The sequence below is a fragment of the Streptomyces sp. NPDC033174 genome (genome assembly GCF_055577795.1).
On record NZ_JBVIPQ010000007.1, the window covers coordinates 83,723 to 110,423 of the forward strand.

General features: G+C 72.0%; 21 protein-coding genes and 1 tRNA gene. 8 read left to right on the forward strand and 14 right to left on the reverse strand.

The window, feature by feature from the left end; genetic code table 11:
- Nucleotides 1-73: 73 nt before the first annotated feature.
- Nucleotides 74-1,768, reverse strand: coding sequence for a S8 family serine peptidase (locus ACZ5VC_RS22425; protein ID WP_469122122.1), 1,695 nt, complete (start codon nt 1,766-1,768; stop codon nt 74-76).
- 851 nt (nt 1,769-2,619) lie between these two features.
- Here ACZ5VC_RS22425 and ACZ5VC_RS22430 point away from each other — a divergent pair.
- Nucleotides 2,620-4,233, forward strand: a complete 1,614-nt coding sequence (locus ACZ5VC_RS22430; protein ID WP_469121804.1) for a right-handed parallel beta-helix repeat-containing protein — start codon at nt 2,620-2,622, stop codon at nt 4,231-4,233.
- On the opposite strand, the gene ACZ5VC_RS22435 is transcribed toward ACZ5VC_RS22430, so the two are convergent.
- The 9 genes from ACZ5VC_RS22435 to ACZ5VC_RS22475 form a co-directional block, all read right to left on the reverse strand.
- Nucleotides 4,212-5,594: a UDP-glucose dehydrogenase family protein gene (locus tag ACZ5VC_RS22435; RefSeq protein ID WP_469121805.1), complete on the reverse strand. Its 1,383-nt coding sequence runs from the start codon at nt 5,592-5,594 to the stop codon at nt 4,212-4,214. The two genes, ACZ5VC_RS22430 and ACZ5VC_RS22435, sit on opposite strands and share 22 nt — an antisense overlap.
- Nucleotides 5,595-5,617: 23 nt before the next feature.
- Nucleotides 5,618-6,646 (reverse strand): UDP-glucose 4-epimerase GalE, encoded by a 1,029-nt coding sequence (gene galE / locus ACZ5VC_RS22440; protein WP_469121806.1) that lies wholly within the window; start codon nt 6,644-6,646, stop codon nt 5,618-5,620.
- Between the two features lie 49 nt (nt 6,647-6,695).
- Nucleotides 6,696-8,555, reverse strand: coding sequence for a glycosyltransferase family 2 protein (locus tag ACZ5VC_RS22445; protein WP_469121807.1), 1,860 nt, complete (start codon nt 8,553-8,555; stop codon nt 6,696-6,698).
- Between the two features lie 121 nt (nt 8,556-8,676).
- Nucleotides 8,677-9,669 (reverse strand): UDP-glucuronic acid decarboxylase family protein, encoded by a 993-nt coding sequence (locus ACZ5VC_RS22450; protein WP_469121808.1) that lies wholly within the window; start codon nt 9,667-9,669, stop codon nt 8,677-8,679.
- A gap of 425 nt (nt 9,670-10,094) precedes the next feature.
- The gene (locus ACZ5VC_RS22455) at nt 10,095-10,964 is read right to left on the reverse strand and encodes a GNAT family N-acetyltransferase (protein WP_469121809.1); all 870 of its coding nucleotides are present in this window, start codon (nt 10,962-10,964) and stop codon (nt 10,095-10,097) included.
- Between the two features lie 127 nt (nt 10,965-11,091).
- Nucleotides 11,092-11,991, reverse strand: coding sequence for a hypothetical protein (locus ACZ5VC_RS22460; protein ID WP_469121810.1), 900 nt, complete (start codon nt 11,989-11,991; stop codon nt 11,092-11,094).
- The gene (locus tag ACZ5VC_RS22465) at nt 11,988-12,998 is read right to left on the reverse strand and encodes an SPFH domain-containing protein (RefSeq protein WP_469121811.1); all 1,011 of its coding nucleotides are present in this window, start codon (nt 12,996-12,998) and stop codon (nt 11,988-11,990) included. Before ACZ5VC_RS22465 ends, ACZ5VC_RS22460 begins: the two co-directional genes overlap by 4 nt.
- A gap of 117 nt (nt 12,999-13,115) precedes the next feature.
- Nucleotides 13,116-14,168 carry a DMT family transporter gene (locus ACZ5VC_RS22470; protein ID WP_469121812.1) on the reverse strand — a complete coding sequence of 351 codons (1,053 nt, stop codon included), beginning with the start codon at nt 14,166-14,168 and terminating at the stop codon, nt 13,116-13,118.
- On the reverse strand, nt 14,165-14,989 hold the full coding sequence (locus ACZ5VC_RS22475; RefSeq protein WP_469121813.1) for a phosphatase PAP2 family protein: 825 nt from the start codon (nt 14,987-14,989) through the stop codon (nt 14,165-14,167). The genes ACZ5VC_RS22470 and ACZ5VC_RS22475 overlap by 4 nt, the downstream gene beginning before the upstream one ends.
- A 158-nt stretch (nt 14,990-15,147) precedes the next feature.
- Between ACZ5VC_RS22475 and ACZ5VC_RS22480 the strand changes: the two genes are divergently transcribed.
- The 7 genes from ACZ5VC_RS22480 (at nt 15,148) to ACZ5VC_RS22510 (ending at nt 20,922) form a co-directional block, all read left to right on the forward strand.
- Complete coding sequence (locus ACZ5VC_RS22480) at nt 15,148-15,762, forward strand: TetR/AcrR family transcriptional regulator (RefSeq protein WP_468703367.1); 615 nt, start codon at nt 15,148-15,150, stop codon at nt 15,760-15,762.
- Between the two features lie 183 nt (nt 15,763-15,945).
- Complete coding sequence (locus ACZ5VC_RS22485) at nt 15,946-16,182, forward strand: hypothetical protein (RefSeq protein WP_469121814.1); 237 nt, start codon at nt 15,946-15,948, stop codon at nt 16,180-16,182.
- A gap of 41 nt (nt 16,183-16,223) precedes the next feature.
- Nucleotides 16,224-16,595 (forward strand): DUF488 domain-containing protein, encoded by a 372-nt coding sequence (locus ACZ5VC_RS22490; RefSeq protein WP_469121815.1) that lies wholly within the window; start codon nt 16,224-16,226, stop codon nt 16,593-16,595.
- A gap of 260 nt (nt 16,596-16,855) precedes the next feature.
- Nucleotides 16,856-18,073, forward strand: coding sequence for a cytochrome P450 (locus ACZ5VC_RS22495; RefSeq protein ID WP_469121816.1), 1,218 nt, complete (start codon nt 16,856-16,858; stop codon nt 18,071-18,073).
- 82 nt (nt 18,074-18,155) lie between these two features.
- Nucleotides 18,156-18,872 carry a (Fe-S)-binding protein gene (locus ACZ5VC_RS22500; RefSeq protein ID WP_469121817.1) on the forward strand — a complete coding sequence of 239 codons (717 nt, stop codon included), beginning with the start codon at nt 18,156-18,158 and terminating at the stop codon, nt 18,870-18,872.
- A complete protein-coding gene (locus ACZ5VC_RS22505; protein ID WP_469121818.1) occupies nt 18,869-20,287 on the forward strand; it encodes a LutB/LldF family L-lactate oxidation iron-sulfur protein in 1,419 nt (472 codons plus the stop codon). The genes ACZ5VC_RS22500 and ACZ5VC_RS22505 overlap by 4 nt, the downstream gene beginning before the upstream one ends.
- Entirely contained in the window at nt 20,284-20,922 is a 639-nt protein-coding gene (locus ACZ5VC_RS22510) for a LutC/YkgG family protein (RefSeq protein ID WP_469121819.1), read from the forward strand. The genes ACZ5VC_RS22505 and ACZ5VC_RS22510 overlap by 4 nt, the downstream gene beginning before the upstream one ends.
- A 66-nt stretch (nt 20,923-20,988) precedes the next feature.
- Here the strand turns inward: ACZ5VC_RS22510 and ACZ5VC_RS22515 are convergent, their stop codons facing one another.
- The 4 genes from ACZ5VC_RS22515 to ACZ5VC_RS22530 all read right to left on the reverse strand — a co-directional run bounded on the left by ACZ5VC_RS22515 (nt 20,989) and on the right by ACZ5VC_RS22530 (nt 26,699).
- Entirely contained in the window at nt 20,989-21,480 is a 492-nt protein-coding gene (locus tag ACZ5VC_RS22515; protein ID WP_469121820.1) for a DUF309 domain-containing protein, read from the reverse strand.
- 86 nt (nt 21,481-21,566) lie between these two features.
- Nucleotides 21,567-21,640, reverse strand: a tRNA-Pro gene (locus ACZ5VC_RS22520).
- An 80-nt stretch (nt 21,641-21,720) separates the two neighbouring features.
- Nucleotides 21,721-24,153, reverse strand: a complete 2,433-nt coding sequence (locus tag ACZ5VC_RS22525) for a SpoIIE family protein phosphatase (protein WP_469121821.1) — start codon at nt 24,151-24,153, stop codon at nt 21,721-21,723.
- The gene (locus ACZ5VC_RS22530; RefSeq protein ID WP_469122123.1) at nt 24,150-26,699 is read right to left on the reverse strand and encodes a SpoIIE family protein phosphatase; all 2,550 of its coding nucleotides are present in this window, start codon (nt 26,697-26,699) and stop codon (nt 24,150-24,152) included. Before ACZ5VC_RS22530 ends, ACZ5VC_RS22525 begins: the two co-directional genes overlap by 4 nt.
- Nucleotides 26,700-26,701: the final 2 nt, after the last annotated feature.

Here is a 26,701-nt window from a genome sequence, read left to right on the forward strand (position 1 = left end):
ACCGCGGGGCGCGCCCGCGGCATATGCCCGCGAACGCGCCCCTGACCAGCGGTGATGCGTAAAAGGTCCGGTCTCAGAAGGTGAGACTCCAGGAATCGATGTATCCGGTGTCACCCGAGGCCACGTCCCGGACCTGCAGCTTCCAGGTGCCGTTGGCGACCTCGCTCGACGCGTCGACCGTGTACGTCGCGAGGACGTTGTCGGCGCTGTCGGAGGACGAGGAGGCCTTCAGGTTGCGCACGGTCCCGTCCGGGGCGATCAGGTCGATGACCAGGTCACCGCGCCAGGTGTGCTTGATGTCCACGCCGACCTTGAGGGTCGCGGGCGCGTTGCCGGTGCGGCCGGTGACGGCGATCGACGAGGAGACGGTCGCGTTGTCGGAGATCGTCACATCCGTCGCGTTGGTGAAGGTCGTGCCGCCGGTGGGGGTGCCGGTGACGGCGGCGACGGTCTTCGCGGCGTCGGCGATGCCGGTGCCGCAGCCGCCGGTGCAGGTGCCCGGGAGCGGCCTGGCGTTGCTCTTGATCGCCGACTCGATCTCGGCGGGGGTCAGAGTGCTCTTGGCCGACTTCAGCAGCGCGGCGAGCCCGGCGATGTGCGGGGCTGCCATCGAAGTGCCCTGGTAGGGCTTGTAGTTCTCCGTCGACTGGACGGTGGTGCCGGAGTTCAGCGTCGAGAGGATGCCGTTCTCGGGGGTGGTGATGGTGCCCGGCGTGTCGGTGGCGCGGCGGGTCTCGCCGCCCGGGGCGGAGACGTCGATGACGGTGCCGTAGTTCGAGTAGAACGAACGGTTGCCCTCACGGCTGGTGGACGCCACGTTGATGACGCCCGAGCAGTTCGCCGGAGTGAATCCCGAGGCGTTGGCATTGCTGTTGCCGGCCGCGACGACCACGGTCGTGCCGCGCGAAACGGCGCCGTTGATGGCGGTCTGGTAGACGCTCGGGCAGGTCGCGCTGGCGCCGCCGAGGCTCATGTTGATGACCTTGGCCGGGTTCGGGTTCACCGGGACGCCGGGGACGGTCCCGCCGGACGCCCAGGTGATGGCGTCGGCGATGTCCGCCGAGGAACCGCCGCACTTGCCGAGCACGCGCACGGGCTGGATCTTCGCGTCGTACGCGATGCCCGCGACGCCCTTGCTGTTGCCGGTCGTGGCCGCGATGGTGCCGGCGACGTGCGTGCCGTGCCAGGAGGAGTTGCTCGCCTTGGAACCGGTGCCGCACTCGCCGTCGGTGGCGTTCCAGTCGCCCTCGTCCTTGGCGTCGCTGTCACGGCCGTTGCCGTCCCGCGCGTCCGTGGAGGTGGAGATGAAGTCGTATCCCGCGACGACGTTGCCGGCCACGTCCGAGTGGGCCGCGTAACCGGTGTCGATGACGGCGACGGTGACACCGCTGCCGGTGCCCTTGTCCCAGGCGCCCGGGACGTTCATGCCGCCGGTGGCCTCGAACAGGTCCCACTGCTTGCTGTACTCGGTGTCGTTCGGGGTGACCGCCATCGCGTAGGCGCGGATGTCGGGCTCCACGGACGCCACCGAGGAGTCGGCGCGGAAGGCGGCCATGACCTCGGCCACGTCCTGCTTGGAGGCCGCGTCGCCCAGGTCGACCAGGGCCGCGCCACCGGCGAGCCGGCGCTCGAAGGCGAGGCGCTCGCCGGTCTGCTTGCCCTTGGCGGCGGCGTCGCTCTTGGCCGCCGCGTTGGAACCGGCCTCCGGCGTGCTGGACTTGTAGGTGACGATGACCTTCTCGACCGGAGCGGCCGGCAGGCCGGCCATGGTCTGCGAAACCGGAGCCGGCTTCGGCGAGGGAGCCGCCGGGGCGGCGGCGAACGCCACGGTGGAGGTGGCGACGACACCCGCGATGGTGGCACTCGCGGCAGCGACGGATATGAGTCTCCGCCTGGAACCGTTCAAGGTGTTCCCTTTCACTGACGACGTACGTGCGGAGCGCGGGCGGGCGGCGCGGGAAAAGCGGTGCGGTGTGGGGGTGCGATCCGCAGTTCCCTTGGGCCGGGTTGCCCGCGCGCCGCCGCCGACGCGACGGCCCTGGGTCAAGGCCGTCACCGGGGCACCTCGCTCTCCCTCATGCACCTGACAGGTGCCCCTTCGGAGGCTGAAATGCGCCGGTGCGGCAGACAGTAGGGAACGGCGAGATGAACCCGATACGGGGAAAACCCTTGTCACCCCCGCACAGCCCCCGCACAGCCCTCGCACAGCACCGCGCGGGACCCGAGAGGACATGGCCGGGAACGTTCGGCAACGCCGCGGTGCGTTCGGTCGGGCTCCGGCTTCGTTTCGGGCAGGGTTCACGGTGCGTTCGCTCAAGCTCCGGGGTTCGTTCGGCCGGCTCCCGGATACGCGCTCCGGATTCCCGATCGCGATTCTTCATTCCTGTGCGTCATGTCATTGCCGTGGTCGGCGGTCCGCCCTCTGCCAAGCTGCGAAGCACCGTTGACCGATCAGGCAGCCAGGGAGTATGAGCGCCGATGCGGAATCCAATGAAAACGGCGGCCGGGAATGAGGGGCGGCTCCCCGGACGGGGAGACGGACGGGGACACGCACAGGGGCTTGGGCAGGGGCGGGGGAAGGCGTGTCGCACTCTGACGCTGCGCTGCCTGCTCGCCGCCGTGGTGCTGTCGGCGGCCGGGTGCGCCCTGCCCAAGCCGTACGCCCCACCGCGGAACGGCGCCAGCGGCTTCACCTTCTACGTGAGTCCGGACGGTGATGACGACAACGACGGCCTCACGCCCGAGCGCCCCTGGCGGACGCTGGGGAAGGCAGACGCCGTGGTCTTCAAACCGGGCTACCGTTTGCGACTGCGGGGCGGCTCGAAGTACCGGGGCACCCTCTCGATCGGCCCGAAGGAAGCGGGCAGCGAGAGGAAGCCCGTCGTCATCGAGTCGTACGGAAAGGGCCGGGCGACCATCGCCGCGCCCGGGACGGCCGGCATCTCCGTCTTCAACACCGCGGGCGTGGAGATCCGCAACCTCGCGCTGGTCGGCGACGGTCGCTCATACAAGTGGGCTGAGGGAATCCGGTTCCTCAGCGACCTTCCGGGCGACCGCAAACTCCCGCACGTGGTCGTCGACCGCGTCGATGTCTCGCACTTCCGCAACGGCCTTCTCCTCGCCGGCCGCAAGGGGGCCACCGGCTTCCGGAACGTGCGGATCACCGACTCCGCGCTGCACGGCAACCTGGAAGCCGGACTCTCCACCACCGGACCCAAATTCCGCGGTGCCGATCCGACGTACGCGCACGAACGGGTGTCCGTCGCGCGCGTGCGGGCCTTCGCGAACCCGGGCGACCGGACCAAGAGCTGGCGCAACACCGGAAGCGGCATCGTCCTCGGCAGTGTCCGCGACGCGCAGGTGCAGCGATCGACGGCCTATCGCAACGGGGCGGGTTCCTCGCCCGAGGCTCTGGAGGGGCCGGAGGGCATCTGGACCTACGACTCGACGCGCGTGGTGCTGGAGCACAACGTGTCCTACGCGAACCGCACCGGCTCCCATGCCGACGGCGGGGGCTTCGGCCTGGACAACAACGTGTCGTCCTCAGTCATGCAGTACAACCTGTCGTTCGGCAATGACGGGCCCGGGTTCCTCGTGTACACGAGCATCGGGAACGGCGCTCACCGGAACAACACGGTGCGGTTCAACATCAGCAACAACGACGCCCGCAAACTGCCCATGTACGGCGGGATCGTCGCGTACGGCGCCTGGGTCCGTGATCTCGGCATCTATCACAACACGGTCGTGCTGAGGGCGACGGAGGGTCCCGTCCAGGCACCGGCCCTGCGTCTCGAGGCAGGACTGCGGAACGTCACCATCCGCAATAACGTCTTCGTCACGAACGGAGCGCCCCTGGTGGCTTCGAAGCAGGCCTACCGCGCCGGCGTCGTGGCGCTGCAGGGCAACGACTACTTCAGCACGGACACCTGGCAGGTGGTGTGGGGTGCCCGGAACTACCCCACCCTGCGGGAGTGGCGTGCGGGAGGCGGGCAGGAGCAACACGCCACCGGCCCGACCGGTACCGATGCCGATCCCTGTCTGGAAGGCTCGACGGCCCCCATCCGCAGTGCGCAGGGGGCCGCCGGGATGGTACCGGGCTGTGTCGGCGAACTGACGTCGGCGGCGCTGGACCTCACGGCCGTCGGCGTCGACCCGGGCAAGGTCGACTACTTCGGTGAGAGGCTCGCCCCGACGATCGCCGCCGGTGCGGCTCAGCCCGTCTCGGAGGAGTAGACCGGGAGGAGGGCGGAAGCGCAGTGCTGGCTGGGCACGGCGGGCGGCATCGGCCGTCCCAGTGCCCGGAAGGTCCATCCGGCGGACCTCCACAGAGAGGCGTCGAGCGCGTTGCGCGCGTCGAGGATCCTGCGCGCGGGGGTGAGGGCGGCGAGCGCCGCCGGGTCGATCCGGCGGTAGTCGGCCCACTCCGTCAGATGCAGGACGAGATCCGCGTCCGTGCAGGCCTTCTCGATGTCGGGGGCGTATCCGAGCATCGGCAGCACGGCACGCGCGTTGTCCATGCCCTCGGGGTCGTGGAGCCGGACGTCCGCGCCCTCGCGGTGGATCGCGGCGGCGACGGCGAGCGCGGGCGAGTCGCGCACGTCGTCGCTGTCGGGCTTGAAGGTGGCCCCGAGCACGGCGATCCGGCGCCCGGCGAAGTCCTTGCCCACCATGCCCCTGGCGATGTCGACGGTGCGCCGGCGCTGGCGCCCGTTGATCTCGTCGACCTGCTGCAGAAACGATACGGCGCCGCCCACGCCGAGCTCGTCGGCGCGCGCCATGAAGGCGCGGATGTCCTTGGGCAGGCAGCCGCCGCCGAACCCGAGCCCCGCGGACAGGAAGCGGCGTCCGATGCGGGTGTCGTGCCCGAGGGCGTCGGCGAGGGTGGTCACGTCGGCGCCGGCCGCGTCGCAGACCTCGGACATCGCGTTGATGAACGAGATCTTGGTGGCAAGGAAGGAATTCGCCGCCACCTTCACCAGCTCCGCCGTCGCGGGGTCGGTACTGATGTAGGGCACACCGGCAGCCAGCATCGGCGCGTACACCGCGCGCAGCACTTCGTCGGCCCGGGACGAGGAGACCCCCGCCACCAGCCGGTCGGGCCGCAGCGTGTCCTCGACCGCGAAGCCCTCCCGGAGGAACTCCGGGTTCCAGGCGACCTCCACGTCCGTCGTCTCGGGGGCCGTCACGCGCACGCGGGCCGCCAGCCGGGCCGCCGTGCCGACGGGGACGGTGGACTTGCCCACGACCAGGCAGGGGTGACGCAGATGGGGCGCGAGACCGTCGACGACGGCGTCGACGTACCGCAGGTCGGCGGCCTGGGAGCCCCGTTGCTGTGGGGTGCCGACGCACACGAAGTGGACCTCGCCGAACCCGGCCGCCTCCCGCAGCGACGTGGTGAAGCGCAGCCGCCCCGAACCGACGTTCCTGGTGAGGATCTCCTGCAGTCCGGGCTCGTAGAAGGGGGTCCTGCCGTCACCGAGCAGTGCGATCTTCTCCGCGTCGACGTCGACGCCGAGGACCTCGTGCCCGATGTCCGCCATGCACGCGGCGTGCACGGCTCCCAGGTACCCCGTTCCGATCACGGTCAGCCGCATGTCGTTCTGCTCCTGTCTGTGGGTCAGTTCGGGTAGCCGGAAGGATTGAGCTCCTGGAACCGCCACGCGTCCTCGCACATCGCGGTCAGGTCCCTGGTCGTGGTCCAGTTCCACGCGCGGGCCACCGCGCTCGGGTCGGCGACGAGGGCGGCCACGTCGCCCGGGCGGCGGCCGGTGATCTCGTACGGGACCGGTGTCCCGCAGGCCCGCGAGAACGCCGCCACCAGCTCCAGCACGGAGGTGCCGCGACCGGTGCCGAGGTTGAGGGTGCGCATACCGCGCTCGTCGTCCAGGTGCTCCAGCGCGACCCGGTGGCCCTCGGCGACGTCCATCACATGGAGGTAGTCGCGCACGCCGGTCCCGTCAGCCGTCGGATAGTCGTCACCGAAGACCTTGAGCCGGTCGAGCCGGCCCGCGGCGACCTGGGCGAGGTAGGGCATCACGTTGTTCGGTACACCGCTGGGGACCTCGCCGAGCAGGCCCGAGGGATGCGCGCCGACCGGGTTGAAGTAGCGCAGGGCCAGCACCGACAGCTCGGGCAGCCGCCGGCACACATCGTCGAGCACCCGCTCGCACAGCCACTTCGTGGTGGCGTACGGATTGGTCGGGCGGGCCGGGTCCTGCTCGGTCAGCGGCACCTTCGTGGCGTTGCCGTAGATCGAGCACGACGAGGAGAACACCAGACGGCGCACGCCGTGTTCACCCATGGCGCGCAGCAGAGCGGTCGTGCCGCCCACGTTGGTGTCGTAGTACTCCACGGGCAGCTCCACCGACTCGCCGACGGCCTTCTTCGCGGCGAAGTGGATGACGGCGTCGATCCGGTGGTTCTCGAACACCTCGCCGAGCGCACGCCGGTCGAGGAGATCGGCCTCGTAGGCGGCGGCGAGGGGCCGGCCCGCGACCTTGGCGACCCGCTCCAGGGCGCCGGGGGAGCTGTTGGAGTAGTTGTCGACGACCACGACCTCGTAGTCGTGAGCCAGGAGTTCGACGCAGGTGTGGCTGCCGATGAAACCGGCACCACCGGTCACCAGCACGGTGGTGGGACCGGACATGGGTCACCTCTCTTCTTCGCAACACGGGATTTCGGTGGAGCGGCCGGTGTCACCAGCCCATGACGCCGGTCACGTACAGCGGATACAGGGTGATCGCCAGCGCGAGTGGAAGCAGCGTCACCGCCCCGGCGAACAGCGGGAGCCGCGCCGTGACCAGGGCCCGGTAGAAGCGGAGGCCGGACGCCCTGGCCGTCTCGACCACATGGAGCACCGGGACGGAGAGGCTGACCACCGCGTACGACGCCGAGCCGAGGATGCAGAGGAAGACGTAGCCCACCGCGGGCCCGGTGAGTTCGCCGATCACCGCCGCCGACGACAGGACAGAGGTGATGAAGAGGTAGGGCGCGACGAGCCGCAACGGCAGGGGGTCGAGAGCCTTGCGGGTCTTCGGCGTCACCTTGAAGGTGACAGGGCGGCGCGGCCGCATCCTCTGCACCAACGCGGCGGCGATGCCCCAGGCGGCGACGGGCCAGCGGGCCAGGACGAAGAGCGAACCCTCCCAGCTGATGAGGGGCGCGTCGTACGGGCGCAGCAGACCGCGGCGGCGCATCAGGGCGGTGACGAGGAGCCCCCAGAACGACATCAGCCAGAAGTGCCAGAGGAATTCGAAGTAGTTGACGTTGACCCATGACATGTTCGTGACGGCCGCGATCAGCGGCATCGCCGCACCCACCAGTCCCGTCCCCGCGATGAGCGGGTAGTAGAGCAGGATGAACCAGAAGCGCAGGCGCATCCGGCGGGGCATGCGGCCGAAGTGGCTCTGGACGCCTCCGAGGAGGAGCGCGGCGAGGCTGCGCGACCACTGGAATTCCTGCGTGGCCATGGCGGCGAAGGTGAGGGGGCCTTCGCCGTGGGCTTCGGCGTCGATAGCGAAAGCACCGTGCCAACCGGCCGAGTTGAGCAGGAACGTGGTCGAGAAGTCCTCGGCCAGTTCTGGTCCCAGCCCGCCGATGTCGCGCAGGGCGGCGGTGCGTACCGCGTAGTGCGAGCCGATGCAGAGCGGGGCGAGGCCTTCGGAGTGTCCGAGCTGAAAGGCGCCATGGAACATGGCCTCCCGGTTCAGCCTCCCGCGAGCCGCCCATGAGGACTCGGCGTTGGTGTCGCAGACGCTCGGCGCCGCGACGTACCCGATCGCCGGGTCAGCGAACGGTCGTACCACCTCGCGGAGGTACTTCCGGTGCGGGACGTGGTCGCAGTCGAGCTGGGCGACCACGTCGTACTCCGTGTAGCCCCAGTGGTCGTAGAAGTAGGCGAGATTGCCTTCCTTGCACCGCGTCCGCCGCGGCCAGCTCTGCCGGTGGTATTCGGTGACACCGCGCCGGCAGGACACCCGCACGCCGTTCTCCCGGCACCAGAGCAGGATCTCGTCCGAGGGGTCCTCGTCGCACAGCCAGACGTCGTACGGGTGGGGGAAGGACTGGCCGAGCATGGCCGTGAGGGTCGTCCGGGCCACCGACCAGTGCTCGGACGGAGCGCGCGTCACCACGAAGGCGGTCCGCAGCCGGGGAACGCCCACAGCCGGGTTGAAGCGGCGCGCCCGGATGGCCGTCAGCAGGAAGTACGCGGCGAACAGGCAGAGGTACATCAGCAGGGCGCTGTTCATCGCGAAGCCGACCCAGTCGATCCGGTGCTCCGGCTGGAGCCACCACGTCCAGAACCAGACGAAGGAGGCGAGCCAGCCCAACGTCATCAGGAGCACTTTCACCCGGTCGGCGCGGCGCAGCTGGGGGACGAAGCTCCTGGGTCGCGTCGGCAGCGCCCGAGGGGGGAGGGCGAACTCGGGTCCGGTGGGCGGGATGCGGACCACGTTTCCCGCGGAGAGCCGGTGGATCTCGTCCCGCAGTGTCTCCGGGGGGCGGTAGTCGAGTGTGTCGGTCGCGTGGACTAGACGTGGCTCGGCCTGCGTCATGGTGCGTTGCTCCGTGAGGAAATCTGCTGAGGAGGTCTTCGGCGGATGAGAGCGGTCGTCGGGAGGTCCGCCCCGGCAGCCGGCGCGAGCGCCGCGCCGGCTGCCGTGTGGGCGCGGGGCGCTACGGGACGGGGACGGTGTCCGGCTGTCCGCCGCGGATCGCCACCGCGCCGGCGGCGATCTCCTGCGGTCGGCTCATGAACCAGTCCACGGTCCTGCGCAGCCCGTCCTCGACCGTGACCTCCGGGTACCACCCGAGGTGCCGGGTGGCGCGGGTGATCACGGGGCGTCGACGCGTCGGGTCGTCCGTGGGCAGCGGGTGGTATTGGACGTCCGACGTCGAGCCGGTCACCTGGAGCACGAGTTCCGCGAGTTCGGCCACCGTGCGTTCCTCGGGATTGCCGAGATTGAAGGGACCGGTCTCGGGCGAGTCCAGCATCGCGACGATGCCGCGGATCAGGTCGTCGACGTAGCAGAAGCTGCGGGTCTGCTTGCCGTCTCCGTAAATGGTGAGGGGTTCACCGCTGAGCGCCTGGGTGATGAAGCTCGAGACGACACGGCCGTCGTGCGGACGCATCCGGGGCCCATAGGTGTTGAAGATACGGACGATTCCCACATCGACGCCGTGCGTGCGCCGATAGGCGAGAGAGACCGCTTCGGCGTATCTCTTGGCCTCGTCGTACACACTGCGCGGGCCGACCGGGTTGACGTTGCCCCAGTACTCCTCGTCCTGGGGGTGGACCAGCGGGTCGCCGTAGACCTCGCTCGTCGACGCGAGCAGGAAACGGGCGCCGTGGCGGTGGGCCACGCGCAGCATGTTCTCGGTGCCCCGGCTGCCGGCGGCGAGGGTCTCCAGCGGCTGCCGCAGATAGTCGGGAGGGGAGGCGGGGCTGGCGAGGTGTGCGACGGCGTCGAGCCGGCCGGGGATGTCCACGGCGTCGGTCACGTCGGCGCGAATAAAATCGAACGCAGGAAATTCCCGCAGGTGTGCGATGTTCTGGGGCTGCCCGGTGGAGAAGTTGTCCAGGCACACCACGGCGTTTCCGCGCCGCAGCAATGCCTCGCACAGGTGGGAGCCCAGAAATCCGCCGCCACCGGTCACGGCAACGCGCATGGTATTTCTCCAGGGATGCGGGAGTGAAAGGTGAGCGGTTCTCCGGAAAACCGTGTGAAAAGCATATGGGCGGACAGGAGACTCCCTTGAGTGGTAATCCGCATAATCCGCTGTTTGGCCGGTACGGGTAACGGCCGGGAATGACCCGTGTGTTGCACGGTGAGGCCTGTGGCGCGGGTGTCTCGGACCCCGGCTGCTCTCGCGCATAACTGCGGGCGCATCACTCGCCCGTGTGAACTGCTGCCGCGCGCGTCGGCGGACGGAGGCCTCCCGGTGGCCGGACTACCGACCGTGCGGTATGCACTGCGGGTGCCTGGGAGAGTGGCGTGGGTCCCGGGGGTGGTCACGGGGGTCGAGGAACCGGAGGGGGGCTGCGCGCCGGCCCTGGAGCGAGGAGGACCGGCGCGAACCGGATTCTGCCGGGCTCAGCCCAGTTCGAGCGTGGTGATGCCGAAGACGCGGTCGGCCGCGAACGCCCGGACCCGGCCCGTGTACATCCGGGCGGTCGCGAAGGACGGCTCGAGCCCCCGCTCCCCGGCCAGGCGCGCGGCCTCCGGGTTGGACTCCGGCATGTCGACGGCGATCCGTTCCGCGCCCGTCCCGCGCGCATGAGCGGCGAGAGCGTCGAGGAGAGCCCCGGCGTCGTCGGCCGAATCGGCGAACAGTGGACCCACCCGGGCCTCCTCGCGGGCCGGGCGCACCACTCCGTACCCGGTCAGGCGCCCGTCCACGACCCGGGCGAGGGTGCGATGGCCGGGGGCTGTCAGCCAGCGCTCCAGGAAGAGCGGGCGCTCGGCGGGGTAGCAGTGGCTGTCGTACGAGACGAGGGCCGCGAGGCCGACCTCCTCCGCCGGGACCACGCCCGGCGCCGGTGCCGCCCCGCCCGAGGGAACCGGGCCCACGAACCGGTCGCTGCGGTGGGCGAGTTCGAATCCGGAACGGCGGTAGTTGTCCTGCTGCGCCGGAACGCCGTCGAGACCGACCGTCCGGTCGCCGGCGTGCGTGAGCGCCGCCGTCCAGGTGGCGATGCCGTGACCGCGTCCTCGCTGGTCGGGCCGGACGAGATAGAACCCCAGAAAGGCGTAGTCGTCGCTGTAGTTGACGACCGACACCGCGGAGACCGGCTCCCCGTCGACTCGGCCGATGAAGAATCCCCCGGGATCCTGGGCGAAGAAGGACGGGAGGTCGGACAGGCCCGGGTTCCAGCCCTCGGCGGCTGCCCACTCGACGACCGGACGCCATTCGTCGGGGGTCGCGGGTGAGACCGTGAGCCGTGCGCCGGGTGACAGTGTCATGTGATCGCCTCCGCCTGGATCTTCGCAGAGCCGCCCGCGCCGGGCCAAGGGGACAACAGCGCCGAGGGGCCCTTTCGCGACGGACGGGCCTGGGCCTCGCGGTCACGGCGGCGGCGGGGCGGCGCCGTCAGCCCAGCAGGCGCAGGGCCGTGTCGGAGACCCCCAGCCGTACGGTCTGACCCCACGTCAACTCCAGTGCGTCGGATTCCATTCCGTCCCCGAACGCGACCATCCGGTCGGACTCGACCGTCAGCCGCAGCCGCTGCCTGCCCGTCAGGACCCCCTCGACGAGCGAGGTGCCCGTGGCGGGGGAGGGCCATGCCTCCCGTACGAACCAGGCCAGGCGACGGGCTGCGGGGTCCGGCAGCGGAACACCGCCCCCGCGCTCCTGCCACAGGGAGCGCAGCCAGCCCGTCGCCCCCGTTCCGGTGCCGACGAGGACACCCGAGGACGCCTGCGCCTCCGCCGCGTCCCGCGCGTCGTCGGGCGCCAGGCGGTAGCGGGCCGTCTGGTGCCCGGCGCTCCCGAGATAGATCTCGTTCAGCGCCAGGAGGCGCTGGGCGTCGTCGGTCAGCGCCTCCACCATCGTCAGTTCCTCGACGCCGGTCGCCCCGGCGGTCGCCGCCGGAAGCAGCGCCGCCGCGTCGGCGGCCCGGTGGCGGACCAGGACGCCCGGGTTGCGGCCGGGGTCGGTGTCGATGCCGACGACCGGCTGGCCCGTCAGGTACTTGGCGGCGTTGGCGACCAGACCGTCCTGGCCGACGACGACCACCACGTCCTCGGGGCCGAACAGGAACCGGTCGAGGTCGCCGCGCTCCACCCGTGCCTGGCGCCATTGCAGGGGCACGGCCGCCGCCACCTCGGCCAGCGCCCGACGCGCCCGCAGATGCCGCTCGTGCACGTCCTCGATGGACCGGCCCCGGCTGGACAGGAAGAAGGCGGCCTGGCCATGGGTGCCGTGGCGGGCCAGCAACTCCTCGTACTCGGTGGTCCGGTGGACGATCACCGCACGTGCCGCGAGGCTCATGACCGCTCGGCGTCCGGCCGGCCCAGCTTGGCGAGCAGGCCGGTGAGCACGTCGGGGGAGAGGGTGAGGCTGTCGATGCGCGGCAGGTTCTCGGCGGCCCGGGTGGCGGCGAGCGCGTGCAGGGTCACGGGGTCCACTTCACCGTGTACGCGGAGCCAGGCGGCCTGCGCCTGGGCCTTCGCCTCGCCGACCTCGCGCGCCGCCTCGGCCTCGGCCCTCGCCAGCCGCACGGTGCGCGCCGCCTCGGCCTCGGCCCGTACCGCGTCCGCGGCGGCGTTCTCCTCTGCCTCGCGGCGCGCGTTGGTGCCCCGCTGCTCGACCAGGTCCTCCTCGCGACGGGCGAGTTCGATGCGGCTGGCCAGTTCGTTCTCGGCGATGGCCCGCTCGCGTTCGACGGCGACGGCTCGGCGCTCATAGGTCGCGCGGTCCGCCTCCTGCTGGATCTGCTCCCTCGCCGGGGTGCGCAGCGCGCGCTCGACCTCCGGTTCGGGGCGGATGGCGACCACCCGGACCGCGACGACCTCGATCCCGGTCGCGGGCAGCCGCGGCTCGTCGGCGAGACCGGCGGCGATCCGTTCCCTCACCGACGCGACCCCGTCGACCAGGGCCGCCGCCAGGGTGGTGCGGGCCAGGGTGTCGAGCGCGTGCTGCTGGGCGCTCTCGGTGAGCAGGGTGGAGATCTGCTCCAGTGGAGCGCCGCGCCACACGCCCGTGTCGGGATCGACGGAGAAGTCGAGGCGGGCGGCGGCCGTGCCCGGTTCGCTGATGCGGTACGTCACTGTCGACTGCACGCTGACGTCCTGGAAGTCGGACGTGCGGGCGTGGAAGGACATCGTCAACTCTCGGTCGTCCACCGGGACTTCGGAGAGCGCGGCGGTCAGCGGCCGGAACCAGAAGCTCAGCCCCGGACCGTCGTGCACCAGCTTGCCGCGCCGGTGGTGGCGGACATGGGAGGTGTGGGCGGAGCGGAGATGGCGCCAGCCGTACCGGCGGGTGATGTCGGCCATGAGAGAGACCCCCTTTTCGTCAGTGCGACGATAGTGGGCTTCGCTGCTTGTCGTCAAGATGACGAAATGAAGATGCCGGCGGGGTGCCCCTCCTTCGTGCGGTCTTCTGACGGGGTGTCAGCTCGCCAGACCCGCCGGAGACGGGACGGGAGCCCCGGTCGGGGCGGAGGGTGAGGCGGGGGTTTGGCCGGGGAGTGAGGCCGTGCCCTGGGGTGACGCGCCTGGGGCCGGCATCTGAGCCTTCCTCGTACGGGCCGTGGACACCCCGGCCGTTCCGGGACCGGAACCGGGCGCGCCCTCCGGTACCGGGTCCGGCCCGTCGCCGCGGCCGGCCGTCAGCAGTACGACCCCCCGGGCCGCCAAGGCGGACGCGGCCCCGGCGATCAGCCAGCCCCACACCCCGGCGCGGAAGCTCTCCCCGAGCAGCGCCACGCCGATGACCGCGGCCGCCGCGGGGTTGGAGAGGTTCACGACGGCGAGGGGTGCGGCGAGGCCGCCGCGATAGGCGGTCTGCGAGAGCAGCAGCCCGCCGACGGCGAAGCCGGAGATGAGGACGGCGAGCAGCGTCGTCTGCCACCAGGTCGCCCCGCCTCCTGGGAGTTCGAGGGCCAGCGAGGCGGTCAGTGTCTGGGTGAGTGCCGACGCGACGCCGGAGGCGATGCCGGACGCGCCGGCGTGCCCGAGGCCCCCGCTGCCCGCACTGGAGCCGGAGGCGCGCCGCGCCAGCGCGGCGATGAGCATCGCCGTCGCGGCGGCGACCATCAGCGCCTCGCGCAGGGACAGCGCGTCGCCGGTCGTGGCGGGCCCGGTCACGGCGACGAGCCCCACCAGTCCGGCCAGGGTCGCCAGCGCACCGCGCCACTCGCGCCGGGTCACCCGGCGCCGCGCGCGGTACGCCCCCAGGGGCAGCGCGGCGACCAGGGTCAGCGCGCCCAGCGGCTGGACCAGGGTCAGGGGTCCGTAGTGCAGCGCTCCGACATGGGCGAGCGCCCCGGCCGCGTTCAGGCCGACGGCCCACCACCACAGGGGCCGGGCCAGCAGGCCTCGCAGCCCGCCCCGATCCGGCCGCGCGCTCGCGGCCTCGGCCAGCCGTGCCTGGGTGACCGCCGCGAGCGCGTAGCCCGCCGCGGAGACGAGCGAGAGGAGGATCGCGATCACCGTGCCGTTCACCGTGACACCCCGACCACCGGCTCGGCCGTCGCACGGCGCGGTGCGATGTGGCGGGTGGTGGTACGCGCCGCGCCCGGAGCGCGTACGAACGAGAGGGCGGCGCCCAGCAGCGCCGCGGCCACCAGCGCGTCGAGCCAGTAGTGGTTGGCGGTCCCGACGACGACCAGCAGGGTCAGCAGCGGGTGCAGCAGCCACAGCCATCGCCAGGAGCCCCTCGTCGAGGCGATGAGGCCGACCGCGACCATCAGGGCCCAGCCGAAGTGCAGGGACGGCATCGCGGCGAACTGGTTCGCCATGGCGTCCGTCTCGGGCGTCGCGCCGTAGACGGACGGCCCGTAGACCCGCGCGGTGTCCACCAGGCCGGAGACGGTGAGCATCCGGGGCGGGGCCAGCGGTACCAGCAGATGGAGGGCGAGGGCGGCGGCGGTGACGAGGGCGAGGACCCGCCTGGACCACACGTAGTGGGCGGGCCGCCGCCAGTACAGCCAGGCGAGGAAGGCGACGGTGGCCGGGAAGTGCACCGCCGCGTAGTAGGTGTTGGCGCCGTGGACCAGCGGCTCGCTGTGCAGCAGCGCCTGCTGGACGGAGCCCTCCGCCGGCAGATGGACGGACCGTTCCACGTGCCAGACCTGGCCCGCGTTGTGGAACGCGCGGGTCTCATGACCGTTCGCGAAGAGCCGTCCCACCTTGTAGACGAGGAAGAGCGCCGTCACCAGCAGCAGCTCTCGCACGAGAGACGGCCGGCTCGGGGCGGTCGCGGCGCTCGGGGAAGCGGTCACCTCCCGTCCTGCTGGACGTGCTCCGCGTATCCCGGCAGCCATGTGCGCGGCCCCTTTTATCCCTCAATCGGCAGCAAACGGATGCAGCCTAGATCCGATTTCATCGAGACGCAAGCGTATCGATACGTTTGCGTCTCGTTTGTGCGCCCCCTACTCTCGTATGTGCAGAAGGCTCTCGTCCGCCCCCCCGGAGGAAGTGCATGTCCACGCAGGCCGCCACCGCCGCCGCGCGCCGCAGCAAGATCACGCCCGAGCGGGAGCGCGAGCTGTACGAAGCCGTGCTCGACCTGCTCCGCGAGGGGGGCTACGACGCGGTGACGATGGAAGGCGTCGCCGCCCGCACCAAGTGCGGGAAGGCGACCCTGTACCGGCAGTGGAAGACCAAGCCCCGGCTGGTCACGGCCGCCCTGGACAAGAGCCGCCGCTCCTTCTTCACCGGAATCGATACCGGCTCGCTCGCCGGAGACCTTCGGGAGGCGGCGCGCGCCGCGGCCTCCCGCTGCGAGCGCGACACCGCCCTCGTCGAAGCCGTGAGTCAGGCGTACATCCAGTACCCCGATCTGCGTGAAGCGCTGCGCGAGACGGTCCTCACCCCGGAGGTCGCCGCCCTGGACGCGATGGTGCGGCGCGGCGTGGAGCGCGGCGAGGTCGACGCCGGCAACCCGGCCATCGGGTTCGTCGCCCCCTGCTTCCTCGGCGTCCTGCGGGTCGAGCGGCTCTTCGAGGACCGCCTCGCGGAAGCCGGGGCCCTGCCGGTCTTCGTCGAGTCGGTGCTCTTCCCCGCCCTCGGGATCAGCGGAGAGCCGACGGGGTGACCGCCCCGGGCCGGGCCCGCACGCCCGTGGCCCGCGGAGCGACGCTCCGCCAGGACACCCCTTCCGTTCAGAATTTCGACGGGTGATCGTCAACCGGTGTCCCCGCACCCGCCGTGCTCACTGCGCCAGAGTGGGCGGCGCCAGAGGAAGACGGGGGAGCGGGAAACCGGAGGGACGCGTCGAATGTCCAGTGCAACGCAGTACCTGGGCCGCTCCGTCGGCCGCCGCCGCGGCGTCGACCGCGGTGTCGAGTTCGAACTGGGCGTCGCACACTTCATGGAGTACATCGTCGGCGGCTGTTCCTTCGCCACGGCCGAGAGGGACCTCAAGCAACGCGGCTGGTCGGCTTGGCGCCGCTACCGGGCCCTGTGCGAGGCGCAGCGCCGCCACGTGGACGACACGACGCTCGAGGACGACTGACCCGGATCGCCCCCGCCGCCCGGGTCGTGCACCCTGGGCACATGCAGCGATCCACCCCTGACGTCCGCGTCCGCAGGATCTACGACCCGCCCGGCCCCGACGACGGCGCACGCGTCCTCGTCGACCGTCTCTGGCCGCGCGGCCTCACCAAGGTGGACGCCAGGATCGACGAGTGGCCGAAGGCCCTCACCCCCTCGACGGAGCTGCGCCGCTGGTACCACGGCACGGAGGGGCAGTACGAAGAGTTCTGCCGGCGCTACGAGAGCGAACTCGCCGCGCCCGAGGCCGCCGAGGCACTCGCCCGGCTGAGAACCCTCGCCGCCGAGGGAACCCTTACCCTTCTCACCGCCGCCAAGGACCCGGACCGCAGCCACACCTCCGTACTCCTGAGGCACCTGACGCGGCGCGGCTGACCCGGCGGGCCTCTCCTGACGCGGCGCGGCTGACCCGGCGCGCCTGTCTGCCTGCCTGCCTCCCGGCCGTTCTTCGCCGCCCCCCGCCGCCCCGGCCCCCTCCCGCAGGTCCGGCGAACCGGTGTCACGGGGCAGCTCCCCTTCCGGACCCGGCAGTTCAGGCCGAAACCGCGACGGAGGCGTAGCCATCGCCCGCCGGACGCGGTCACGATGGCCGGACCGTCCACCTCACCGCACCACTCCCCGTCCGGAGGCGCCGCGTGGAAGCCGAGGAGCATGACCTGCTCGACGAGCTGCAGCGAGACCCCTACCCCCTCTACGAACGTGCCCGGCGGACGCAAGGGCTGACCTTCGTCCCCGAGTTCGACGCCTGGCTCGTCGCCAGGGACGCCGACGTACGCGAAGTGCTGCTCAGGGCCGACGACTTCTCCTCGGTCGGGTCCCTGCGCCCCGACGTCCTGCCCTCGCCCGCCGCCCTCGCCGTCCTCGCGCAGGGCTTCGGCAACCGGCCGACCGTCGTCTCCACCGACGGCGTCGCCCACCGGCGCCACCGCGCGCCCCTGAACAACGCCCTGTCCTCGGCCCGGATCGCCGCACTCGTCCCCTTCGCCGCCGAACGGGCCGAGGCGCTGACGGACGCGTTCGCCGACGACGGCCGCACAGAGCTGATGGAGTCCTACGCGCGGCGGTTACCGGGCGCCGTCGTCGGCCGGCTCGTCGGACTCGACCCCGAGGACGTCCCGGCCGCCGTGCACGGCGGACACCGCGCCGAACAGCTGCTGTTCCGGCCGATGGCCGGGGAGGACCAGATCGCCGCCGCGCGGGACGTGGTCACCCTCCAGCACTTGCTGGACCGCTACGCGCGCGCCGCCCGGCGCGACCCACGCGGCGACCTCTGCTCCCTCATGGTCGCCGCGCTCGCACCCGGGAGCGGCGACCTCACCCTCGATCAGCGCCACGAGCTCGTGGCCAACCTGCAGAACTTCCTGATCGCCGGGCACCTCACCACCACCGCGATGCTCGGCACCACCCTCCTCCAGCTCCTGCGCCACCGCGCCCAGTGGATGCTGCTGTGCAGGCGGCCGGATCTGATACCCGCGGCGGTCGAGGAGGCCGCCCGTTACGACACCGCCGTGCAGGGCTTTCGTCGCACCACCACCCGGCCCGTCACCGTCGCCGGCACTCAACTGCCCGCCGGGGCGACCGTGTTCGTCGCCTACGGCTCTGCCAATCGCGATCCGGCGCGCCACGAGCGGCCCGACGCCTTCGACATCACCCGTACCCGCGCCCGGCACGTCGCCTTCGGACACGGCGTGCACGGCTGTCCCGGCTCCCAGCTGGCCCGCGAACAGCTCCGGCTGACGCTGGAGATCTTCACCCGGAGGTTCCCCGGCCTGCGGCTCGACGAGGACCACGAGGTCGTCATGCGGCCCACCCTCATCCATCGCTCACCCGAAGAGCTCCATCTCACGTGGTGAACACCGGACCCCTGGGCGCGGAGCGGGGCGGAGATCGCCACGGGTCCTACCCCGCTCCGGATCCCCGGCATATCCTGCGGCCATGCGCGTCGCCCTCTTCGTCACCTGCGTCAACGACGCCGTGTATCCGTCCACCGGAGTGGCCACTGTCCGCATTCTGGAACGACTGGGCGTCGAGGTCGACTTCCCGGCCGCCCAGACCTGCTGCGGCCAGCCCTCGTACAACACCGGCTACCGACGCGAGACCGAGCCGCTCGTCCGGCGCACGGTCCGGGCGTTCGAGGGGTACGAGTACGTGGTCACCCCCTCCGGGTCGTGCGCGGCGATGGTCCGCCACCACTACGCCGGATTCGGCGACGAGGCCGCCGCGCTCGGGCCCCGGACGTACGAACTCACCGAGTTCCTGGTCGACATCCTCGGGGTCACCGATGTCGGTGCGTTCTTCCCGCACACGGTGACATACCACCCGTCATGTCATGGGCTGCGCGCCCTTCGCCTGGGCGAGAGACCCCGCCGCCTCCTGGAAGCCGTCAAGGGACTGGAACTGCGCGAACTCCCCGGAGCGGAGGAGTGCTGCGGTTTCGGCGGCACCTTCGCCGTCAAGAACGCCGACGTCTCCACCGCCATGGGCCAGGACAAGGTCCGCCATGCCACCGGGACCGGAGCGGACGTCCTGTGCGGCGCCGACAACTCCTGCCTGATGCACATCGGCGGCATCCTGCGCCGCCAGGGCGCTCCCCTGCGCGCCCTGCACATCGCCGAGATCCTGGCGAGCACCGAAGAGGAGCCCCTGCTGTGAGCGGCACATATCTCGGAATGCCCGCCTTCCCGGACGCCGCGAAGAGCGCCGTGCGCAATGTGACCCTGCGCGCCAATCTGCGCCACGCCACCCACACCATCCGCGACAAGCGCGCGGCGGCGGTGGCCGAACTCGAGGACTGGGACCGGCTGCGCGAGGCCGGCAAGCAGATCAAGGACCACACGCTGCGCCATCTCGACCGGTACCTCGAGCAGTTGGAGAACGCCGTCACCGCGGCGGGCGGCACCGTCCACTGGGCCGCCGACGCCGAGGAGGCCAACCGCATCGTCACCGGCCTGGTCAAGGCCACCGGCGAGACGGAGGTCGTCAAGGTCAAGTCGATGGCCACCCAGGAGATCGGCCTCAACGAAGCCCTGGAGGCCGAGGGCATCGCCGCCTACGAGACCGATCTCGCCGAGCTCATCGTGCAGCTCGGCGAGGACCGCCCCTCCCACATCCTCGTCCCCGCCATCCACCGCAACCGCGGCGAGATCCGCGACATCTTCACCGAGAGAATGGCCGCCTGGGGCAGGCCCGCACCCGAAGGCCTGACCGACACGCCCGCCGACCTCGCCGAAGCCGCCCGCCTCCACCTCCGCGAGAAGTTCCTGCGTGCCAAGGTCGGCATCTCCGGCGCCAACTTCATGGTCGCCGAGACCGGCACCCTCGTCGTTCTCGAATCCGAGGGCAACGGCCGCATGTGCCTGACCCTCCCCGAAACCCTGATCTCGGTCGTCGGCATCGAGAAGGCCGTCCCCACCTGGCGCGACCTGGAGGTCTTCCTCCAGACCCTGCCCCGCTCCTCGACCGCCGAGCGCATGAACCCGTACACGTCGATGTGGACCGGCACCGCCGACGGCGACGGCCCCACGACCTTCCACCTCGTCCTCCTCGACAACGGCCGCACCGCGACCCTCGCCGACGAGGTCGGCCGGCAGGCTCTGCGCTGCATCCGCTGCTCCGCCTGCCTCAATGTCTGCCCGGTGTACGAGCGGGCCGGCGGACACGCCTACGGCTCGGTCTACCCCGGCCCCATCGGCGCCATCCTCAGCCCCCAACTCCGGGGCATCGGCAGCGAGATCGACGCGTCTCTGCCCTACGCCTCGTCGCTGTGCGGAGCCTGCTACGACGTCTGTCCGGTCGCCATCGACATCCCCGAGGTCCTCGTCCACCTCCGCGAGAAGGTCGCCGACCGGGGCGGCAGGGGGCACCGCCTGGAGAAGGCGGCCATCAAGGCAGCGGGCTGGATCCTCGACCATCCGGCGGCGCTCGGCGCGGCCGAACGCCTCGCGTCGATGACCCGCGCCGCGCACCCGTCGAAACCGCCCGGTGCGAGCGCCTGGACCGACAGCCGGGACCTGCCCGAACTGCCCGCGGAACCCTTCCGCGACTGGTGGAAGAGGAACCGCTCATGAGCACCGGCTCCTCGCGCGACCGCATCCTCGCCCGGATCCGCGCCGCCGTCGCCGACGCGCCTCCCGCCCCCGGGCCCGCCCGTGCCCACCTCCCCAGCCACACCCCCGACGACCCGGCCCTGATCCTCGATCTGCTCCAGGAGAACCTCACCGATTACCGGGCCCACGTCCATCGCGCCACGGAGGCCGAACTCCCCGCGCTGATCGCCCGGTTGCTGGCCGCTCGCGGAGCCCGGTCCGTCGCCGTGCCGCCGGGCCTGCCCGACGCCTGGCCGGCGGCCACCGATGCGGAGCTGCGCGAGGACTCCGGTCCTCTCACGCCGTACTCACTCGACACCACCGACGCCGTGGTGACCGGCTGCGCCCTGGCCATCGCCGAGAGCGGCACCCTCGTCCTCGACGGGGGGCCGGGGCAGGGCCGCCGCGCCCTCACCCTCGTGCCCGATCTGCACATCTGTGTCGTACGGGCCCGGGACCAGGTCGTCGCGTCCGTACCGCAGGCCATGGCGCGCCTGGACCCCACCCGCCCGCTGACCTGGATCTCCGGACCGTCCGCGACCAGCGACATCGAACTCGACCGCGTCGAGGGGGTCCACGGCCCCCGCCGCCTGGAGGTGATCCTGCTGACGCCGTGAGCCGGGTCCTCCGCACGGTGTCGCCCTCGACCTCGAAGCCGATGCGTTCGGGCACGGGCCGGAACCTCAGCCCGCGAGCCGGGGTGCCTCGGCCGCCGCGTCCACCGCCTTGCCCGGCTCGCTCTCCAGCCGCGCCGCCAGCTCCCGCGCCCACGCCACGAGTCCGGGCAGATCGATGCCGTACGGCTGTGGCCGCCCCGCCAGATGCCCCGCCCCGCGCAGCAGCAGCCGCGCACCGCCCGCCGTATTGCCCCGTGCGGCGTGCGTCAGCCCCACGGCGAGCTGAGCGAGCCCCCGCCACAGGGCCTGCTCGCCCTCGGGCCCCGACTTCCAGGCGTCCTCGAAGACCTCGTGCGCGTGGAACGGCATTCCCTCCGCGAGCAGCCGCTGCGCCTCCGCCAGCGTCTCCCAGGGGGTCCGCGCCACGCCCTCGGGCTGCCGCTCGACGCCCGGCGCGCCGTACGGCAACGGCCGGCCGAGCCCGTCCCGGGGCCGCGCGTTGCGCGCCCGCCCCTCCTCGTCCCGGTCCCTCGGCGGCTTGCCCGGAGTGCTGTTCATGCCCTCATTGTGACCCGCCCGCGGGAACGACAAAGAGGTCGTGTCGGACTTCTCCGATACGACCTCTTGCTCGCGACTCCGAAAAGTCGGGACGACAGGATTTGAACCTGCGACCCCTTGACCCCCAGTCAAGTGCGCTACCAAGCTGCGCCACGTCCCGGTGCGCTTCAGCCGGGGCTCTCCCCGGTGTCGGCGCGCAAGAGAACATTACCTCACTCCACGGGAAGGACGGACGCACGGTCACACGCTGTACGGGGCCGTGGCGGGCGTCTCCCCATGCCCGTCGCCGGCCAGTGACTGCTCCACCCAGATGGTTTTGCCGGTGGAGGTGTAGCGCGTGCCCCACTGCTGGGTCATCTGCGCGACGAGGAAGAGGCCCCTGCCCCCTTCGTCGTCCATGCCGGCGCGCCGCAGATGCGGAGAGGTGTGCCCGGTGTCGGACACCTCGCAGATCAGACTGCGGTCGCGGATGAGGCGCAGCCGGATGGGGCCCGAAGGGGCGTACCGGATGGCGTTGGTGACCAGCTCGCTGACCACCAGCTCGGTGGTGAACGCCAGATCCTCGAGGCCCCACGCGGCGACCTGGCTGGTGGCGACGCTGCGGGCGACGCCCACCACCTCCGGGTCGGCGTGCAGGGACCACTGCGCCACCTGATGGTTTCCCAGCTTGTGGGTACGGACGAGCAGCAGCGCGGTGTCGTCGTCCACCGGGCCCGGCAGCAGCGTGTCGACGACCCGGTTGCACAGCTGCTCCAGCGGACGCCGGTGATCGGCGAGAACGGCGCGGAGGCTGTCGAGCTGGTCGTCGAGGTCTCGCTCCCGGCTGCGGACGAGACCGTCGGTGAACAGGGCGATCAGGCTGCCTTCGGGCAGGGTCAGGTCCGCCGTTTCGAAGGGCAGCCCGCCGAGGCCCAGCGGTGGGCCGGCCGGCAGGTCGGGCAGGGTGACCGAACCCGTCCCCGGGTGGACGACGGCGGGAAGGAGGTGGCCGGCCCGGGCCATCCTGCACTGGCCGGACACCGGGTCGTACACGGCGTACAGGCAGGTCACGCCGATCGCCTCGTCGTACGGCTGCTCCTCCTCCCCCGGTTCCGCGCCGCTCTCGCCCCGGACGGTCTCGCGTTCGTTGGCCTCCTGGCCGACGGCCTCGTCCAGCCGCGCGAGGAGTTCGTCGGGCGCCAGGTCCAGCCGGGCGAGCGCCCGTACGCTCGTCCGCAGCCGGCCCATGGTCGCGGCGGCACGCAGCCCGTGGCCCACCACATCGCCGACGACCAGACCCACCCGCGTGCCCGAGAGGGCGATGACGTCGAACCAATCGCCGCCGACGCCCGCCTTGTTGTCCGCGGGCAGATACCGGTACGCCACGTCGACGCCGCTCAGCCGCGGCAGGTTCCGGGGCAGCAGGCTGCGCTGCAGCGTCAGCGCGGCGGAGTGCTCGCGGGCGTAGCGGCGGGCGTTGTCGATGCACACGGCGGCCCGCGACACCAGTTCCTCCGCCACGGCCAGCTCGTCCGCGGCGAAGGGCTCGAGCCGGTGGTGCCAGGCGAAGGTGACCACGCCCAGCGTGCCGGCCTCCGCGCGCAGCGGCACGGCCAGGCGCAGCGGCGCCAGGGGGCCCTCCGGGCACTGCTGCACGGGCCGGCCCGAGGAGAGGCTGCGGGCCTGCGGTGAGTCGGGGGCGTACTCGACCGTCCTCTCGGCGGTGTCCGGCGCGTCCGCGCTCATCCGGACCAGGCGCCCGGCGGAGGCCGTGCCGGGACGCGGCCGCTTCCCCTGCCGTACGGACTCCAGCAGGTCCACCGTGACCTCGTCGGCGAACTGCGGCACCGCGACCGCGGAGAGTTCCTCGGCCGTGCGCGCCATGTCCAGGGTCGTGCCGACCCGGGCGCCGGCCCGCACCAGCAGGTTCAGCCGCTGTTGAGCGAGATACCGGTCCGTGATGTCCACCGTCTCCTCGCACACTCCGAGGGAGACACCGGAAGCGGCCTGGAGCCGGTAGTAGGAGCACGACCAGACGTGGTCGTGGTCCGGGTCCACGGGCGGGCGGCCGCGATAGTGGAGCTCGATCACGGGCTCGCCGGTGACGAGCACCTCCCGCATGATCTCCTCCAGCGTCGCCGGGTACCCCTCGGAGAGCACCTCGCCGCGGCTCACCATGTCGTCGGGGCCGAGACCGGCGTACTGGGAGTTGCCCATCTCCTCGTCGAGCGCGGCGTTCGTCCACACCACCCTCAGGTCGTGGTCGTAGAGGGCGAGCCCGACGGGGGACTGGGTGGCCAGGCCCCGGAGCATCGACCGCAGGGACTCCCACTGTTCGGTCTCCGCGGCGTCGGCGACCGCCAGCAGCCGGGCGGGCCCGGCGACGGATGTGGTGATCGCCCGCGTGGCCGCCATGACCCGGACGATCCGGCCGTCGCGGTGGCGCAGGCGCAGCACCTGGCGGCCGAAGCGGGCGGCGCCGGGCAGATCCGCCTCCGTGCTCCCCTCGCGTTCCACCAGCAACCCGCCGATCGGCCGTCCCAGCACGTCCTCGGGGGGATACCCCAGCAGCTCCTCGGCCGCCGGACTCCAGCCGACGAGGGTGCCCGCGGTGTCCAGCACGGCCGTCGCCGCCCGGGAGACGTCCAGGGGACCGAGGAAGTCGAGGTCCTTGGTGACCTCCCCGCCGCTCATGATCCCTCCGCCCAGCGGGCGGCCAGCAGCAGCGCGATGTCGTCGGGCCGGTCGGTGGCCTGGCGGGCCCTGCGGATCAAACGGTCCGCCGAGTCGGCGAGCGCGGCCGTCGGGTCGATCGCGGACAGCGCGTCGCGCAGCCGCTCGATGCCGAGGTCGATGTCGACGCCCGGGAGTTCGACCAGTCCGTCGGTGAAGAGGGCCAGTACCGCCCCCGGTTCCAGGACCAGTTCGGTGACGGGGTACGTCGCCCCGTCGTCCACGCCCAGCACGATTCCGCCGGGGAGTTCCACGACCTCCGTGGTGCCGTCGGGATGCCGCAGCAGCGGCTGCGGATGCCCCGCCCGTACGGCCTGTGTGACGCCGGTCTCCGGGTCGAGCACGATGTAGCAGCAGCTGGCGATCTGACCGGGGTCGAGGTCGATGAGGAGCCGGTTCGTACCGCCGACCACCTCCTGCGGCTGGTGCCCGCTCAGGGCGAACGCCCGTACAGCGCTGCGCAGTTGACCCATGGTGGCGGCGGCCGCCGCGCCGTGCCCCTGGACGTCGCCGATGACCAGGGCCAGCAGGCCGCGCCCGGTCTCGATCACGTCGTACCAGTCGCCGCCGACGTCCATGCCCTGGGTTCCGGGGAGGTACTGGCCGACGGTGTCGACATGGTCGCGCACCGGGAGCCGGTGGGGGAGCAGGGCGTCCTGAAGGCCGCGGGCGAGGGCGACCTCGGTGTCGTAGCGCTGGGCCCGCTGGAGTGCCTGCGCGATGAGCCCGGCCAGAGCGGTGAGGACCGTGCGCTCCTCGGGGCTGAAGCCGCGCGGCTGGTCGAAGCCGAGGATGCAGGAGCCGACGGGCCGACCGGAGGCGATCAGCGGCAGGAAGGCCCTGGCGCCGGTGTCGGCGTCCATCGGGATGCCCGGATAGGCGGCGGCCAGGTGCTCCATGGACTCGAAGAAGAGGGGACGGCCGGTGGTGAGGGTCTCGACACCGGGCAGATGGGCCTCCAGTCCCACGCCGTCGAAGCGGTCCAGGAACCCCTGCGGGAATCCCGTCTCCCAGGCCAGATGGAGGTGCCGTTCCGCGAGGAGGTAGATCGCCAGCTGACGGCCGCCGAACGCGGGCAGCAGCTCCTCGGTGACCACGGCGGACACCTGGCGCGCGGTGACCGCCTCGGTCAGGGCGATGGCCAGCGCGACCGGGCGGTAGAGCGCGGAGGCGCGGTCGGCCGGGGAGCCGAGGCCCGCCGCCGGGCGGGTGACCGACCCGGGCGCGTACGCGGGGGGCTCCGCGGGGGTGAGCAGCACGGTCACCCCGTCGTGCCCGGGATAGAGGGAGACCGACAACCACTCCTGGGCCGTGCGGCGGGCCAGGAAGTGCACGGGTTCGTCGGAGAGCAGCGCCGCCCGCAGGTGCTCCTCGTAGGCCGGGTGCCCGAACCAGACCAGGGCCTCCCACAGCACCCGCCCGGCGAGCTCGGACCTGGAGGACCGGAGCAGCTCCTCCGCCTGGCGGTTGACGTACGTGATGCGCCCGAGCCGGTCGATGGAGAAGACGGCCCGGGGGAGCCGGTCCGTCGCCTCGGCCACGACCGGACCCGTGCCGAGATCCACCAGGAAGCCGGCCAGCTTCGACCCCGGCCCGGCGCCGGGCGGATCCGCGCTGGCCGAGAGCTCCAGCAGGTGCGGCCGGCCGTCCGGGCCGCGCAGCCGCATCCGGCGCGAGGCGGGCAGGCCCGACTCCGCCGACTGGCGGGCGACGGCCCACAGACCGTAGGCGTCCTCCGGCGCCAGTCGGGCCGCCAGGGCCTCGATGGTGCCGGGGAAGCGCGCCGGATCGGTGCCGAGGATGGAGCAGAGCCCCTCGTCGGCGGCGACCGACCCGGTGCCCAGGTCCCAGTCGAAGTAGCCGATCCGTACCGGCGGGGTGGTGACCGCGGGTAGCTGCACGCACACCGGTTCGGTCTCCCACTCGACCGGCGTGCCCTGCGCGACCAGCTCGGTGAGCAGAACGGCGGTCCGGTGCGCCGCCGCGTCCAGCGCCTGGCGGTGGGCCGCGCTCACTGGGGTTCCCGGGGTGGCGGGCCGGAGCACCACCAGGACCCCGTACTTCGCGTCACCGTCGCTCACCGGCGCGTACAGCGAGCCGAAGGGGAACGGCAGACCCGCCATGAGCTGCGGAAACCGCCGCATGGCCTCCTCGGCGTCGGCGAGGTGGACCGCCTGCCCCGAGCGGTGGGCCTCGGCCACCGGGTAGGGGCGGTTCACATGCATCCGCCACCAGGGGCGGAAGATCTGCCCCGGGAGGCCGGCGAGGACCCCCATGCGCAGCAGGCCGGGCGTGCGCGAGCGCAGATATACGCCGCCGGCGTACCCGCCGACGGATTCGATCCCGTTCACCGTGCCCTGGGCGAGCGCCAGGGTCAGTTCGTCCGGTACTCGCCCGTCGCTGTGCGGTCTTCCGGGCGTTGTCGCCTTCTCGGTCGGCGGGGCGGGCCCGACCGCGCCGTACGAGGTCACACTGCCAGCATGCTCCCGGGCCGCCGTGGAGCGCATCT